The following is a 14,823-nucleotide window of genomic DNA, read 5'->3' as shown; positions in this document are numbered from 1 at the left end:
AGGTCTGCGGGCGGCTGAGTGGATGGTTAAGCAGGGCGGGGAGACCAGCATCGCTGGCCTCCCCGCCCGTCGTTTCGTGTGTTATCAGCTACCGGAGAGGTAGGACTTCACCGTCAGCGTTCCGCTGATGATGTCGGCTTTGAGCTTGTCGAGCTCGCCCTGCAGTCCGGCGTCGACCTTCGACTTGAAGTCGTGGAACGGGGCGATGCCCACTCCGTCGTTCTTCAGGTTGCCGACGTAGGCCACGTTGTCGAAGGTGCCCTTCGCCTGCTTGGCGCTCGCCTTGACGACGGCCTGCGTGGCCGGATCGATGCCCTTGAGAACCGAGGTGAGGTAGAGCTTGTCGTATTGCGGGAACGTGTTGTACACGTCGGCGTCGGCGCCGAGAAGCGCGATGTCCTTCTTCGAGTCGGTGATTGCGGCACCGGCGCTCTGGAAGATCGGTCCGCCGACCGGGAAGATGACGTCAGCACCCTGGTCGATCAGGTTCTGGGCCGTGCTCTTCGCGGTGTCATTCGCATCGAAACCACCGGTGAACGAACCCTTCTGGCTCGTGACGTCCCAACCGACGACCTTGACATCCTTGCTCTTGTCCTTGTTGAACTGCGCGACGCCATCGGCGAAGCCGTCCATGAAGATCGTCACGGTCGGGAACTGCATTCCGCCGAAGGTGCCGACGACGCCCGACTTGCTGTAGCTCGCCGAGGCGTAGCCCGCGAGGAACGCGGCCTGCGCGGTGTCGAAGAGGATCGGCTTGATATTCGGCTCGTCGACCTTGCCGTCGAAGTTGGCATCTGCCGCGTCGTCGATGATGGCGAACTGGATGTCCGGGTTGGCCTTGGCCGCGGCGAGAGTGGCGGCGGAGAGGTTGAAGCCGACCGTGATGATCAGGTTGCAGTTCGCGGCCACCATGCTTTCGATGTTCGGTGCGTAGTCGGTGTCGGCGTTGGACTCCGCCTTCTTGTACGAGGCGCCGAGCGACTTGGCCGCGGCCTGCAGCCCCTCGAGGCCGAGCTGGTTGAAGGACTTGTCGTCGAACCCACCGGCATCCGAGACCATGCACGGAAGGAACTTCGTCTTTGCTGCGGTGGTGCTGTCGGCCTTGGGCGCTGCTGCGCAGCCCGCGAGCAGGGAAACGACGCCGACCAAAGCGAGACCGCTGAGCGCGGCCTTACGCGTGGTGATTCTCAAGATGTCCTCCAAGAAGGTGCAGCCATAGCAGCGGTTGCCGTGGCCATAGTGGTGTCAGGTTACCGAATGTTACGACAGCGGATCAGCCATCCGTGACCACTGGGACCCAATGGTTACCAAGATGCGATGGTCAGGAAATGTTGCAGAAATAATCACCTAGAGAACGTCGCTGCGACCAGACAGCTTGAGGGCATCCACCACGGACTTGACCCGCTGCGCATTCGCGCTGGTGGTCACGAGGAGCGCGTCCGGGGTGTCGACCACGACGATGTCGGTCACTCCGATGAGGGAGATCAGGCGACCGGTCTGGCTGATCACCACACCGCTCGAGGCGTCGGCGAGCACCCTCGCGTTCTCGCCGAGGATCGCCAGGTCGGACTTGCGCCCTCCGGAGTGCAGTTTGGCGATCGCCGCGAAGTCGCCGACATCGTCCCAGTCGAAGTCACCGGGAATGACCACGAGACGGCCCGCCGCTGCGGCCGGCTCTGCGACGGTGTAGTCGATGGCGATCTTCTTCAGCTCCGGCCAGACCTTGTCGACCACGGCTCCGCGGCGGGGGGTGTCCCAGGCCTCGGCGAGTTCCTCGAGACCCGCGAGAAGCTGCGGTTCCGTCTCCCCGAGCTGTTTGAGAAGTACGTCGGCCCGGGAGATGAACATGCCGCCGTTCCAGAGGTAGTTGCCGTCGGCGAGGTAGGACTGGGCGGTGGCGAGGTCGGGCTTCTCGACGAAACTGTCGACGCTCACGGCGCGAGGGGCATCCGGGATATCGAGCGGATCCCCGCAGTGGATGTAACCGAAGCCGATGGCGGCATCCGTCGGAGTGATGCCGATGGTCGCGATATAGCCGGCCTCCGCCGCGGCCACCGCTTCGACGACCGCCCGGCGGAAGCCGCGCTGGTCGGAGATGACGTGGTCTGCGGCGAACGAGCCGATGATGACATCCGGCTCGCGGCGCACCAGGATCGCGGCGGCAAGTCCGATCGCCGCGGACGAATCCTTCGGCTCGCTCTCGAGCACGACATTCGGGTCGGTGAGATCGGGCAGTTGCGCCTCCACGGCCGCGCGATGGGCACGGCCGGTGACCACCATGATGCGGTCCGGGCCCGAAATGGGCGCGAGACGATCCCAGGTGGCGCGCAACAGTGTGCTGCCGGATCCGGTGAGGTCGTGGAGGAACTTCGGGGCATCGGCCCGAGAGAGTGGCCAGAGCCGGGATCCGATGCCGCCGGCGGGGATCACACTATAGAAACGGTCGAGTTCTTCCGGAGGAGTGGCCATGTCGCCCAGACTATCCGTCGGGGCCGCCCACCTCATCGGGGATGCGCCATCGCGCCCCGCAAGCTGGGAAATGTCTCGATACCGAGACATTCGCGGGGCCCCTTGGCAGAGTGCTCCCGATCGCCGGGAATAGAATCGACTCAGTTCATCTGTGAACTTTCACAGCTTCTGTTATGGAGCTCACCGACGCCAAGGAGGGTTGCTCGTGCCAGAGAAGTCGGCGGGGGCCCTGGCTGCACCTATGCCAGATAAGAAATTACCGACACCCAGGATCTCAGCTCCGCGGGTGCCACGAGGCACGCTGTATCGGGGCCGGGAAGGGATGTGGTCGTGGGTACTCCATCGCATCACCGGAGTCGCGATCTTCTTCTTTCTGCTCGTACACATTCTCGACACCTCGCTGGTGCGGCTCAGTCCTGAGGCCTACAACGCGGTGATCGACCAGTACAAGACGCCCATCATGGGCCTCGGCGAAGCCGGCCTGGTCGCCGCCATCGGTTTCCACGCCCTCAACGGCCTGCGGATCATCCTCATCGACTTCTGGAGCGTCGGCACCAAACACCAGCGCCTCATGTTCTGGATCGTCATCGGAATCTGGGTCGTGCTGATGGCGGGCTTCCTGCCCCGTCAACTCATGCACATCTTCGGAGGGGCGTGATCATGACCACCACCATTGACACCCCGCGTTCGCCGCGAGCACAGCACAATTCCCGGGTCAACCTCGAGAAGTGGGGCTGGATCTACATGCGCGCGAGCGGCGTCGTCCTCGTCGTGCTGATCTTCGGACACCTCTTCGTCAACCTCGTCGCCGGAGAGGGAGTCAAAGCCATCGACTTCGGCTTCGTCGGCGGCAAGCTGTCGCAGCCGTTCTGGCAGATCTGGGACACGCTCCTTCTCTGGCTCGCTCTCATCCACGGCGCGAACGGCATGCGCACGATCGTGAACGACTACGCCTCCAATCCTCTCGTCCGCCGCATATTCAAGGGCGCGCTCCTCGCGTCTGCCGTTCTACTGATCCTGCTGGGAACCCTCGTGATCTACACCTTCAACCCCTGTCCTGCGGGCTCGCCAGCCGAGCTGCTCCCGTCCTTCTGCCCGGCCAAGTAGGGCCGGACACACCATGGGAACAGACGCACAGGGGACTTCCTCGGTCATCGACGGAGTGCACTACCACCAGTTCGACATCGTGATCGTGGGCGCCGGAGGCGCCGGCATGCGGGCGGCCATCGAGGCCGGACCGCACGCGAGCACCGCCGTGATCTCCAAGCTCTACCCGACGCGTTCCCACACGGGTGCCGCCCAGGGCGGCATGGCGGCGGCTCTCGCCAACGTCGAGGAAGACAACTGGGAGTGGCACACCTACGACACCGTCAAGGGTGGCGACTACCTGGTCGACCAGGATGCGGCGGAGATCCTCGCGAAGGAAGCCATCGACGCCGTTCTCGACCTCGAGAACATGGGACTGCCGTTCAACCGCACCCCCGACGGCAAGATCGACCAGCGCCGCTTCGGAGGCCACACCCGTGAGCACGGCAAGGCTCCCGTGCGTCGCGCCTGCTACGCCGCGGACCGCACCGGCCACATGATCCTCCAGACGCTGTTCCAGAACTGCGTCAAACTCGGCATCAACTTCTTCAACGAGTTCTACGTGCTCGATCTGGTCATGACCGAGGTGACGGATGCCTTCGGCGTCACCACGGAGCAGCCATCCGGTGTCGTCGCCTACGAGCTCGCCACCGGAGAACTCCACGTGTTCCAGGCCAAGGCGATCATCTTCGCCACGGGGGGATTCGGCAAGATCTACAAGACCACCTCGAACGCCCACACCCTCACCGGTGACGGCGTCGGCATCATCTGGCGCAAGGGACTGCCGCTCGAGGACATGGAGTTCTACCAGTTCCACCCGACCGGCCTCGCCGGGCTCGGCATCCTGCTTTCCGAAGCGGCCCGCGGCGAAGGGGCGATACTCCGCAACTCCACCGGCGAGCGGTTCATGGAGCGGTACACCCCGACCCTGAAGGACCTCGCGCCGCGTGACATCGTGGCGCGCTCGATGGCGACGGAGATCCGTGAGGGCCGGGGGGCCGGCCCCAACAAGGATTACCTCTACCTCGACATCACTCACCTCGAGCCCGCGGTCATCGACGAGAAGCTCCCGGACATCACGGAGTTCGCCCGCACCTATCTCGGCGTCGAGCCCTATACCGAGCCCGTTCCCGTGCTTCCGACCGCGCACTACGCGATGGGCGGCATCCCCACGAATGTCAAGGCCGAGGTGCTGCGCAGCAACACCGAGGTCGTTCCGGGCCTCTACGCTGCCGGTGAGTGCGCCTGCGTGAGCGTGCACGGGTCCAACCGCCTCGGCACCAACTCCCTCCTCGACATCAACGTGTTCGGCAAGCGGAGTGGCCAGAACGCGGTGGAGTACGTGAAGACCGCGGAGTTCGTGCCGCTTCCGGACGATCCGGCAGCCGGTGTGCGCAAGATCCTCGACATGGTTCGCAGCGGAAACGGTTCGGAGAACATCGCGGCGATCCGCAAGGAGCTGCAGGACTCCATGGACCGCAACGCGCAGATCTTCCGCACCGATGAGTCGCTGGCCGAGGTCACGGAGCTCATCGAGCGCCTGCGTGCCCGCTACAAGAACATCGCGCTCCGCGACAAGGGCAAGCGGTTCAACACCGACCTGCTCGAGGCCGTCGAGCTCGGCTTCCTGCTCGACCTCGCCGAGGTGGTCGTCTATTCGGCCCGCTCGCGCAAGGAGAGCCGTGGCGGCCACATGCGCGAGGACTACCCCGACCGCGACGACGAGAACTTCCTCGTGCACACGATGGCGTACCTGGTCGGCGATCCGGAGTCCGCGGATGCCGGCGAGCACATCAAGCTCGGCTGGAAGCCCGTCGTGATCACCAACTACCCGCCGATGGAGAGAAAATACTGATGAAAGAGGCGAACTGATCCATGAGTAACGCAGTCCTGGAGAATCGTCCCTCCGTTCCGGAAGAAATTCCGACCTTCACGGCGACCCTGATCATCCGCCGCTTCGACCCGGAGGTGGACCTCGAGCCACGCTGGGAGGACTTCGACGTGGTGATGGGCGGCACCGATCGGGTGCTCGACGCCCTGCACAAGATCAAGTGGGAGCAGGATGCCTCGCTCACGTTCCGCCGCTCGTGCGCCCACGGTGTCTGCGGCTCCGACGCGATGCGCATCAACGGTCGCAACCGGCTGGCCTGCAAGACCCTGCTGAAGGACCTCGACCTGTCGAAGCCGATCTACATCGAAGCGATCAAGGGACTCCCCCTCGAGAAGGACCTAATCGTGAACATGGATCCGTTCTTCGAGAGCTTCAAGGAGGTGCAGCCCTTCCTCATCGCCTCCTCGAAGCCCGAGAAGGAACGCCTCCAGAGCCCCGCCGAGCGCGCCCGCTTCGACGACACCACCAAGTGCATCCTCTGCGCGGCCTGCACCTCGAGCTGCCCGGTCTTCTGGACGGATGGCCAGTACTTCGGGCCGGCCGCGATCGTGAACGCACACCGCTTCATCTTCGACTCGCGCGACGAGGGATCACAGGTGCGTCTCGACATCCTCAACGACAAGGAAGGCGTGTGGCGCTGCCGCACGACCTTCAATTGCACGGAGGCCTGCCCTCGCGGTATCCAGGTGACTCAGGCCATCGCCGAGGTGAAGGCCGCCGTCCTGCGTGGAAAGCCGTAGCGCTCTCCCTACAGAAAAATCGCCGACTGCCCACCCGAAGGGCAGCCGGCGATTTTCATTTTCGGGTGGTGGTGCTCTCCTACCCCCGTAGGCCCTCCCTGTTCCTCTGTATTCGGGAGGGGGAGGGAAATGGTTTCCCCTCCTACCAGGGGAGACCGCGCGGAACACCGTCTATGACGCGGAAATCCGACCCGATCAGAGACCGAGGACGTCGATGCTCACGCCGAGGCTGTTCGACAGAACAGTCAACGGCACGTCGAGGGTGAGCCCCACCAGCCCGAGCACGCTCTGCTTCAGCTGCAGCCCCACCGTCGCCGCGGGAAGGGCGGTCAGGTGGATCGCCCAGGTTCCCGCGGGGGTGACCTTCGTCGTCGCGTAGACGACTCCCGCCGCCTGAAGAGAGACGGTCGCGCCGGGGACGCCGGTGCCTGTCAGGTCGAGGGCGCCGAGCACCCCGACCACACCGGCGGGAGCCGAGTGTGCCGGCTCATCGCCCGGGGCGATCGCGACGCCGGGAATCAGGGAGTTCACCGGGTTCGTCAGATCACTGACGAGCCCGTGCACCGCCGTCCCCGCCTGAGAGACAGTGCTGTCGAGGGTCGCGCCGATCGGCCTCAAGAGTGGTGCGAGACCGTCGCTCGCCCCGTCGGCCGCGCCAAGAGCATCCGCCGCGGCAGAGGAGGTCGGGCGCCAGTGTGCCGCCGCCGAAGACGATGCCGTCGACGTCTCGTAGGGCTGGGAGATCGATGTCGACCCCGGCGCGGGGGGCGCGGGAGAGGCGTTGCTCGCCGCGAGACCTCCCGACACCACCATCGCGACCGCGAGAGTGCCGATCAGAGGCGCGGCGATTCCGCTTGCAGTGAGTCCCGCGGCGACCGTCGGCGCGGCGAGGGCCCCAGAGCCGGCGAGGAATGCCGGGGGCACGGCCGGAGTCAGCGTGGCGGCGACGGCGGAAGTGGGGGCCCCGAGCGATGCGAGCAGACCGCCGCCCGCGATACCGCCGAGCAGGAGCGGGAACAGGACGAGCGCCAGGTGCGAGCCCACCTCTTCCACCTCCTCGCTGATGATGGAACAGCGGGCGCAGGTGGCCAGATGGTCACTGACCCTGCTGCGTTCGCGGGCCGTCAGTCCGTTGCGCGCGAAGTCGCCGAGGCGTGCGATCGCCCATCGGCACTCGCCAGACGCCGTGGCATCGGAGACGTGCGCCTGCAACCAGGCCTTGCGCAAGCCCTCGCGAGCCCGATACGAGAGGGCAGCGACCCCGTTCGCGGTGAGCCCGAGGATCGGGGCGACCTCGTGCGGATCCATCCCTTCCACCTCGGTGTACCAGAGCACCGATTGCCACCGCTCGGGCAGGGCCCGGAAGGCCCGCACCGTGAGGGTGCGGTCGAGGGCGATGGCAGCCGGGTCTTCGACAGCCCTGGGATCTTCGAAATCACCGATGTCATCGACATTGACATCTCTACGATCGCGACCCCACCGACTCGCGAGGTTGCGGATGGTCGTATACAGGTACGGGCGGAAGGCGCCATCGGGACCACCCCCGGCCAGCACCCGCTGATAGATGCGCACGTAGGCCTCGGACACCAGATCGTCGGCATCGATGGAGGAGGTGAACTGGCGGGCGACCCGCAGACCGGAACGGGCGTGACGCTGCCACAGCTGGGCGAACGCGCTGCGGTCTCCCGCCCGCGCCAGCACCACCAGCGATTCATCCGAGGGCGGTGCGCCCTGGCTTCCTCGATCTTCCGCTGCCTCGTGTTCCATGGTGCGATCCCCCGCTCGCGGTGGTGCGTGTCGACCCCGGCCGGGCATCCGATTCCGTCATCGAGAACCGTGCGGGTTCATTCCAGTATGACCTCCGCGAACTCCGCTGGCGAATGATCCCGGGACTCGAACGGCGATCAGGCGGATGCCGCAGCGCGCGCACCGGCCGCGGTCCGAGCTCCCAACGCCGCCGTCGCCTTCCGGCGAGCCTGCTCGAGCGTGACCGTCGCCAGCTCCGCGCGCACGTCGGCGAGGGCCGCAGGGGTCATGCTCAGGGTCGTCGCGCCGAGTCCGACGAGGACCACCGCCAACTGCGGATCGGCCGCAGCCTCTCCACAGATCCCGACCGGCTTTCCGCTCGCCGCGCCGGCATCGCCGATGAGCTTCACGAGGCGCAACACCGCAGGGTGCCAGGGGTCCTGGAAGTGCGCAACGGAACCGAGCATCCGGTCCGCCGCCAGCGTGTACTGAGTGAGGTCGTTGGTGCCGATGCTCACGAAGTCCGCGCTCTCGAGAACCTGGTCGGCGAGAACCGCGAGCGACGGGACCTCCGCCATGACGCCCACGATCTTCAGACCGAGCTCCTTGCCGATCGTGACGAAGTACTCGGTCTCCTCGGAGTCGGAGACCATCGGTGCCATCACCCAGAGCTCCGCCTCCGTCTCCGCCGCGGCGAGCGCGAGAGCGGTGAGCTGGTCGCGCAGGATCGGCTCGCTCGCGCGGAGCGCGCGCAGGCCGCGGAGCCCGAGGGCCGGGTTCTCCTCGTGCGCATCGTTCAGGAAGCTGAGCGGTTTGTCTGCGCCGGCGTCGAGCGCGCGCACCACGACCTTCTTGCCGGGGAAGTGCGAGAGGAGTTCGGTGTACTGCACCCGCTGCTCCTCCACGGTCGGGGCGGACTTCGAATCGAGGAACAGGAATTCGGTGCGGAACAGGCCGACACCCTCTGCACCGAGGGCGACAGCGGCAGCGGCGTCCTTGGGCGATCCGAGGTTGGCGAGAAGCGGCACCGTCGTGCCGTCGGCGAGCGCGCCGTCGGTGATCGGGGCGGAGGCGGCCGCGGCGCGATCCGCGATGCGCTGTCGCGCCGTGGCGACCTCGTCGTCGCTGGGCGAGACCCGCACGCTGCCGGAGGCGGCATCCGCAATGACCACAGTGCCGTCCGTGAGGTCGAGCGCACCGGTCACTCCGACGATCGCCGGAATCGACTTGGACCGGGCCAGGATCGCCGTGTGGCTGGTGGGACCACCGTCGCGGGTGATGAGCCCGAGCACTTTGTCGAGGTCGAGGAGCGCGGTGTCGGCCGGGGCGAGGTCGGGTGCGACGAGGATGAAGGGACTGTCAGAGCTGGGCACGCCGGGTGCGGGGACCCCGCGGAGGTGGGCGATGATGCGCTGGGAGACGTCTCCGAGGTCGGTGGCCCGCTCGGCCATGAGACCTCCCATGCCGGTGAGCATGTCCTGGAACGCCCCGAATGCCTCGAAGACCGCCCGCTCGCCGGACTTGCCGGAGTCGATGCGCGCGGTCACGTCGTCGACGAGGGTCGGGTCCTGGGCCATGAGAGAGGCCGCCTCCAGCACGTCTCTCGCCGCACCGCCCGCCTTCTCGCCGCGCGCCAGGAGCTCGGCGGCGACGCTGGACAACGCCGAGGTCACGGTGGCGAGCTCCTCCGCCGCATCCGTCGAGCGCGGCCCGTCGGTCGGTTCGGGGAGAGGATCCGGCATCCTCAGGATCGGGCCGACTGCTACTCCGCGCCCCACGCCGATACCCTGCAGATCCATGCGTTCCTCTTCCTCGAGCCCGTGCCGTTTCCACAAAACTCTACCGGCGTGCTGGTTAGGCTTGACCGGTCGAAAGGGAATGGATGCTCAGCTCGCTGCAAGCCCTCCTCGCTCGGGTCATGAAGCTCAGGCCGGTGCGGGTGTTCCTGCGCTATTCCGAGAAGAGCGGGCCGATCCTCGCCGGGGGCCTCAGCCTCACCGCGCTCTACAGCGTCTTCGCCGGGCTGTATGTGGGATTCGCCATCCTCGGGCTGTCGATCGAGTCCAATCCCGAGCTGAAAGACGCGGTTGTCAACACGCTGTCGACGTCCGTTCCGGGACTCATCGATACGGGTAACGGGGGCGGTGCAATCGATCTCGAGGCCCTCTTCAAGTCCCGCGTGCTGGGCTGGAGCAGCATCGTCGCCGCCGCAGCCCTGCTGGTGACCGCCCTCAGCTGGTTCGCCTCCGCGCGTTCCGCGGTGCGCGCGGTGTTCGACCTTGCCCCGGACACGACCTTCTTCCTGCTGCTCAAGGTGCGGGATCTCGCCCTCGTCGTCGCCTTCGCCGCCGTCACCATCCTGTCGGCCGCCCTCTCCGTCTTCTCCACGAGTGCGCTGAACTGGCTCTTCGGCCTGCTCGGCATCGACAACCGGTCCGCCTTCGCGACCACGGTCGCCAGGATCATCGGCCTGCTCGTCGTTCTCGCGCTCGATACCCTCACTCTCGCCGTGCTGTTCCGCGTTCTCCTCGCGGTGCGGATACCGTGGCAAAGGCTTCTCACCGGCGCGCTTCTCGGCGGACTCGCCCTCGGAATCCTCAAGGTGCTCGGTGCGACGATCGTGGGCGGCGCGGGCAAGAATCCCCTTCTGGCCTCCTTCGCGGTGATCCTCGGCCTGCTCGTCTGGTTCGGGCTGATCTGCCAGGTGATCCTCCTCTCGGCCACCTGGATCTCCGTCGACATGGCCGACCACGGCCAGACCGCGTCGACCACCCCGCGGCAGAACGGCATCGTGCCACCCGGGCGCCACCCGCGCCCTCGGGTGCGTCCGATCGCCCGCCTCAAGTGACGTCACCGGTCTTCGTTAGGCTCGCATCATGAGCACTCCCCTGCGTATCGCCAGCGTCAACGTCAACGGGGTGCGGGCCGCATTCCGCAAGGGCATGGGTGACTGGCTGCAGGCGAGGGATGTCGACATCCTCGCCCTGCAGGAGGTGCGGGCCGCGACCTCCGACCTCGAAGAGCTGCTCGGCCCGGAGTGGAACATCCTGCACGACGCGGCGACCGCGAAAGGTCGCGCCGGCGTCGCCCTGGCCAGTCGCGGAAGCGCGGAGATCCACCGGGTCGACCTCGGTGACGAGAAGTTCGACAGCGCCGGTCGCTGGCTCGAGGCCGACTACCGTGTCGGTGACGCGATCGTCACCGTGGTGAGCACCTATGTGCACTCCGGCAACGTCGAGGATCCCAAGAAGATGATCGAGAAATACAAGTTCCTCGACGCGATGACGAAGCGGCTGCCCGAGCTCTCGGCACACACTCCCCTAGCCGTCATCATCGGCGACCTCAACGTGGCGCACCGCGAACTCGACCTCAAGAACTGGCGCGGAAATCGCAAGAACGCCGGGTTCCTGCTGAAGGAACGTGCCTACTTCGACAAGTTCTTCGGGCCGGCGGGCAAGAACGTCGCCTGCGTCGATGGAAAGACCCGACGCGGACTCGGTTGGGTGGATGTCGGGCGCAACTGGGCCGGCGAGGTGGACGGGCCGTACACCTGGTGGTCCCAGCGAGGGCAGGCCTTCGACACCGACACCGGCTGGCGCCTCGACTACCAGGTCGCGTCGCCCGAGCTCGCGGCATCCGTCACCGATTATGTGGTGGATCGCGCCTCCGCCTGGGACACCCGCTGGTCGGACCACTCTCCGGTTGTCGTCGACTACGCCCTCTAGCCTCCCGCCCGTCTGAAAGACTGTCTCCATGAGTTCCAAACCCCGCCTGTTTTCAGGCATGCAGCCCTCGGCAGAGTCCCTCCACATCGGCAACTACATCGGAGCACTGCTGCAGTGGAAGGAGCTGCAGAACACGCACGACGCGATCTTCTGCATCGTCGACCTGCACGCGATCACGGTGGCGCAGGATCCGTTCCTCCTACGCGAGAACACGCGACGCACCGCCGCTCAATACATCGCCGCGGGGATCGACCCCGAAGTCTCGACCCTCTTCGTGCAGTCGCACGTGGCCGCCCACCCCCAGCTCGCCTGGGTTCTCAACACCATCACCGGGTTCGGTGAGGCAAGCCGAATGACCCAGTTCAAGGACAAGGCGGCGAAGCAGGGAGCGGATGCCGCCTCGGTCGGCCTGTTCGCCTACCCCACTCTCATGGCCGCCGACATCCTGCTCTACAACGCGGTGGCGGTGCCGGTGGGTGACGACCAGAAACAGCACGTGGAGCTCACCCGCGACCTCGCGAACCGCTTCAATACGCGCTTCGGCGCGACCTTCGCCATGCCGGAGCCGATGATCCTGAAAGAGACCGCCCGCATCTACGACCTGCAGAACCCGGGCTCCAAGATGAGCAAGTCCGCGGAGAGCGCGGCGGGAGTGGTGTGGCTGCTCGATGAGCCCACGGTCACGGGGAAGAAGATCAAGTCCGCGGTGACGGATGCCGGCCGCGAGGTGCGCTACGACGTCGCGGAGAAGCCCGGCGTCTCCAACCTGCTCACCATCTTCTCGGTGCTGTCCGAGCGGTCGATTGCCTCCCTGGAGGTCGACTACGAGGGCCGGGGCTACGGTGACTTCAAGAAGGACCTCGCCGACGTCGTCGTCGAGGCCTTCGCGCCGATTCGAGCGCGTACCCTCGAACTCCTCGACGATCCGGCCGAGCTGGATCGGGTGCTCGCCGGAAATGCCGATCGAGCGGCCGCCATCGCCGATGTCACGCTTGCAACGGTCTACGACCGCATCGGCCTGTTGCCGAAGAGGTGACGGTGATGGCGCCGGTGCTTCGCACAGAGCGACTGTGGCTCGATTCTCCGGTGCTCTCCGACCGGCATGCCGTGGCGGAATACTGCCGCGACCCGCTGTTCGAGACCGTGATGACCCTGCCCTGGCCTTACGAGCAGCGGCATGCCGACTATTTCCTGTACCGGGTGGTTCCCGGCGGATGGCTCTCCGGTGACGAACTCACCTGGGCGGTGCGCGGCTCCGAGCGCGGACCGCTGCTCGGGGTGATCGGGTGGCGCCGGGAGCTGGGGGACATCGGGTTCTGGCTCGGTGCACCGCATCGCGGGCGCGGACTGATGACCGAGGCCGTTGTCGCCGTGACCGACTGGCTCTCCGAGGAGCTCCGCCTCACGGAGATCGCGTGGGAGTGCGTCGTCGGCAACGCGGCATCCGTCTCCGTCGCCCGCAAAGCGGGATTCGAGTACACCGGTGAGCGACCCACCCAGCTGACGTTCCGGGATGGCACGCACCCCCTCGCCTGGCATGGCCTGTTGAACACGGCCGAGCCCCGGGTGGAGCGGCCCGGGTGGCCGGTGTGATCGGGCTCGCCCGTCGGAGCGCGGTCCCGAGCCGACGATGATCCTCGCGTCGCGGTGCTCGTTCCCGGGATCCTCTCCGGATCGATCCGGCACACGGGCGACCGGGCGGCAGAGAAGGTACTGACGCTCTAAGACCCCGCCCGTGCACGCCTCAAGCTCCAGACTCCGGGGGGGGTCTCAAACCCACCGGAGTCGTCCGCCGTGCTCACCGTGCATAACTCCTGCAAACTGACAGCGGGCAGCAGAGGGCAAGGGCGACCCCGGCGAGGCAAAGGCCCCCGGAGAGATTCTGCAGGAGTTATGCGACCGGCGGAGGGGCGGAGAGGGCCCCGACGCTACAGGAGGTGTACCCGATGGTGATTCCACGCCGCCAGGAGCGCGAGGACAGCCTCCTGCACAGCCGTCGGGTCGAACATCGTGCGCTGATAGGCCGGCCGAAGGCTCATGTAACCCTGACGCGCCGAGTCGATATCCCGATTGCGATCACGCACGTGCATCTCCCACCCGTCATGGGCGAGTCTGCTGTCTGCTTCAAGGATGAGGATGCCCTCCACGATCATGTCGACACGCCCGACTCCCGTCACTTCGACTTGGATCTCGCAGTGAAGGCCGAGTTGCCGCATCAGCAACCGCAGGATCGACTCCTGGCCGGCCTCCGCTCGGCCGTCGAGCTGGCCCAGCAGCATCACGCACCGTTCAGGCACTTGGCGGAAGAGCGCGCTCAGCTCGTCGAGCGAGAGAAGTCCCTGGTGGAGAACGCTGTCGAGTGTGGCAATGGCATGCCACGGCTCCTGGCACCGCACCACCTGGGCCACCGCCTCGCGGACTCCGACGGCATGCTCCGAGACGTCGGTGCTGTCGAGGAGTGGCCACCAGTGCAACACGGAGTCGTCCCTCTCGCTGTCGGCGAGGTTAATCCAGCGCGAATGAGGCGACCGCAGTCGCGATGCCGAGCGCAGGAGGTGGATATGCGGAGTCCCGGAGTCCATGGCGAAGGCACCGAGCAGATGCAGAGCCGAGACACAGCCGAGGCGGCCACCGACCCGAACCGCCTGAACAACAGGGATCGGTGTGCCTTGAAGCACATAGTGATCCCGACGCGGTCGCACAAGGTAGCCGCCCCGCACCGCACTCGTGAGCCCCGCGCCTGTTGCACCGTACGCGAGGAGCGTTCGCCGATCCGCCACCATCAGATTCAGTTGTTCGAACACTTCGCTCCACGTCATTGTGGGATCGTGACCGATGCGGTCGGCACGGTGGGGGAGCGGCCCAGATTGGTGCATAACCTGGCGCCAGCACGCTCGGTGCATAACTCCGGCACGGCGCGCTGCGCGGGTTAGCCTGTCCCGGGTCTGCGGGCATCGCGAACACTCTGTTCGCGAAGAGCAGGAGTTATGCCGAGGGGCGCAGGCCGAGACAGCTCTGGTGCCGTCGACGGTCTGGTGCGGCTCCAGTGTGTCGGCTCCGGCCAGAATGCTCACTGGCCCGATGCATAACTCCTGCAATCTGGCCGCCAGCCTGCACTCTTCGTGCAAAAACACCGTCGATGCGGGGGCAGACCACCAGGGTGGCT

13 protein-coding genes are annotated in these 14,823 nt (G+C 66.3%); 8 read left to right on the top strand and 5 right to left on the bottom strand.

Annotated features, from left to right (window positions below):
- Window positions 1-84: 84 nt before the first annotated feature.
- Complete coding sequence (locus ABIB54_RS03205; protein ID WP_354574068.1) at window positions 85-1,191, bottom strand: BMP family lipoprotein; 1,107 nt, start codon at window positions 1,189-1,191, stop codon at window positions 85-87.
- Between the two features lie 156 nt (window positions 1,192-1,347).
- The gene (locus tag ABIB54_RS03200) at window positions 1,348-2,469 is read right to left on the bottom strand and encodes a mannose-1-phosphate guanylyltransferase (RefSeq protein ID WP_354574067.1); all 1,122 of its coding nucleotides are present in this window, start codon (window positions 2,467-2,469) and stop codon (window positions 1,348-1,350) included.
- 241 nt (window positions 2,470-2,710) lie between these two features.
- Between ABIB54_RS03200 and sdhC the strand changes: the two genes are divergently transcribed.
- Genes sdhC through ABIB54_RS03180 form a run of 4 tightly spaced genes read left to right on the top strand, consistent with a single transcriptional unit; the run spans window position 2,711 to window position 6,186 of the window.
- On the top strand, window positions 2,711-3,127 hold the full coding sequence (gene sdhC / locus ABIB54_RS03195) for a succinate dehydrogenase, cytochrome b556 subunit (RefSeq protein ID WP_354574066.1): 417 nt from the start codon (window positions 2,711-2,713) through the stop codon (window positions 3,125-3,127).
- Window positions 3,128-3,129: 2 nt separating this feature from the next.
- A complete protein-coding gene (locus tag ABIB54_RS03190) occupies window positions 3,130-3,576 on the top strand; it encodes a succinate dehydrogenase hydrophobic membrane anchor subunit (RefSeq protein ID WP_354574065.1) in 447 nt (148 codons plus the stop codon).
- A gap of 13 nt (window positions 3,577-3,589) precedes the next feature.
- A complete protein-coding gene (gene sdhA, locus ABIB54_RS03185; RefSeq protein WP_354574064.1) occupies window positions 3,590-5,410 on the top strand; it encodes a succinate dehydrogenase flavoprotein subunit in 1,821 nt (606 codons plus the stop codon).
- A 20-nt stretch (window positions 5,411-5,430) separates the two neighbouring features.
- On the top strand, window positions 5,431-6,186 hold the full coding sequence (locus ABIB54_RS03180) for a succinate dehydrogenase iron-sulfur subunit (RefSeq protein ID WP_185202502.1): 756 nt from the start codon (window positions 5,431-5,433) through the stop codon (window positions 6,184-6,186).
- Between the two features lie 195 nt (window positions 6,187-6,381).
- Here the strand turns inward: ABIB54_RS03180 and ABIB54_RS03175 are convergent, their stop codons facing one another.
- A complete protein-coding gene (locus ABIB54_RS03175) occupies window positions 6,382-7,953 on the bottom strand; it encodes a sigma-70 family RNA polymerase sigma factor (protein WP_354574063.1) in 1,572 nt (523 codons plus the stop codon).
- A gap of 137 nt (window positions 7,954-8,090) precedes the next feature.
- On the bottom strand, window positions 8,091-9,731 hold the full coding sequence (ptsP, locus tag ABIB54_RS03170; protein WP_354574062.1) for a phosphoenolpyruvate--protein phosphotransferase: 1,641 nt from the start codon (window positions 9,729-9,731) through the stop codon (window positions 8,091-8,093).
- Between the two features lie 83 nt (window positions 9,732-9,814).
- On the opposite strand from ptsP, the gene ABIB54_RS03165 reads away from it, so the two are divergent.
- Genes ABIB54_RS03165 through ABIB54_RS03150 form a run of 4 tightly spaced genes read left to right on the top strand, consistent with a single transcriptional unit; the run spans window position 9,815 to window position 13,250 of the window.
- Window positions 9,815-10,780: a YihY/virulence factor BrkB family protein gene (locus ABIB54_RS03165; RefSeq protein ID WP_354574061.1), complete on the top strand. Its 966-nt coding sequence runs from the start codon at window positions 9,815-9,817 to the stop codon at window positions 10,778-10,780.
- A gap of 28 nt (window positions 10,781-10,808) precedes the next feature.
- Window positions 10,809-11,657, top strand: coding sequence for an exodeoxyribonuclease III (locus ABIB54_RS03160; RefSeq protein ID WP_354574060.1), 849 nt, complete (start codon window positions 10,809-10,811; stop codon window positions 11,655-11,657).
- A 28-nt stretch (window positions 11,658-11,685) separates the two neighbouring features.
- Window positions 11,686-12,693 carry a tryptophan--tRNA ligase gene (gene trpS / locus ABIB54_RS03155; RefSeq protein WP_354574059.1) on the top strand — a complete coding sequence of 336 codons (1,008 nt, stop codon included), beginning with the start codon at window positions 11,686-11,688 and terminating at the stop codon, window positions 12,691-12,693.
- A 5-nt stretch (window positions 12,694-12,698) separates the two neighbouring features.
- Window positions 12,699-13,250 carry a GNAT family N-acetyltransferase gene (locus ABIB54_RS03150; RefSeq protein WP_354574058.1) on the top strand — a complete coding sequence of 184 codons (552 nt, stop codon included), beginning with the start codon at window positions 12,699-12,701 and terminating at the stop codon, window positions 13,248-13,250.
- 335 nt (window positions 13,251-13,585) lie between these two features.
- Here ABIB54_RS03150 and ABIB54_RS03145 read toward each other — a convergent pair whose 3' ends face one another.
- Window positions 13,586-14,476, bottom strand: coding sequence for a putative endonuclease domain-containing protein (locus tag ABIB54_RS03145; protein WP_354574057.1), 891 nt, complete (start codon window positions 14,474-14,476; stop codon window positions 13,586-13,588).
- Window positions 14,477-14,823: the final 347 nt, after the last annotated feature.

This window comes from Frigoribacterium sp. UYMn621 (assembly GCF_040549525.1).
Taxonomy (GTDB): Bacteria; Actinomycetota; Actinomycetes; order Actinomycetales; family Microbacteriaceae; genus Lacisediminihabitans.
This window is presented reverse-complemented; position numbering and strand designations above follow the sequence as displayed.